This window comes from Streptomyces sp. AC627_RSS907 (assembly GCF_019049165.1).
The window spans coordinates 1-552 of the sequence record NZ_JAGMUE010001436.1 but is presented as its reverse complement, the minus strand read 5'-3'; the positions used below and the strand labels follow the sequence as shown (position 1 = coordinate 552).

The 552-nt window shown below is 74.6% G+C and carries 1 protein-coding gene; it reads left to right on the top strand.

From position 1 onward, the window contains the following. Positions 1-209: 209 nt before the first annotated feature. On the top strand, positions 210-552 hold a 343-nt coding region (locus tag KUM32_RS42310; RefSeq protein WP_217146898.1), incomplete at its 3' end, for a DUF3574 domain-containing protein.

The following is a 552-nucleotide window of genomic DNA, read 5'->3' as shown; positions in this document are numbered from 1 at the left end:
AGTCCTCCGTGAGCGGTCACGATCTTGCGAATGCCTGGACGGACGCTGACACATGCGGCGTGGTTCCGTCGTCGGCGAGGGCGGAGGGCCCAGATCGGTGTCGAGGTCCGTGGCTGACGGGCGACCGCCGGGTGTTCCTGCCGACGCGCGGAGCGCCACACTCCACGCGGTGGCACGCGCCGCCTCCCGCCCAGCGAAGGGATCTCGTCATGTCGATCACCAAGCCCCGCCTTCGGCTCGCCGCCCTGGCCAGCGCAGCCGTCCTCGCGCTGGGCGCGCCCGTCGCCTACGCCACGCGCGACGCCGGCTCCGCGTCACCGGCGACCGGCGCCGCCGCGGCACACCGTGGCGCGGCGTACGTGGAGACCCGGCTCTTCTTCGGCACCGCCCGGGCCGACGGGGGCGCGCCCGTCACCGACCGGCAGTTCCGCGCCTTCGTGGACCGTAGGATCACGCCGCGCTTCCCGGCCGGGCTCACCCTCCAGGAGGGCCGCGGACAGTGGCGGGACCGGCACGGCACCATCCAGCGCGAACGCTCCTCCGAGCTGATCC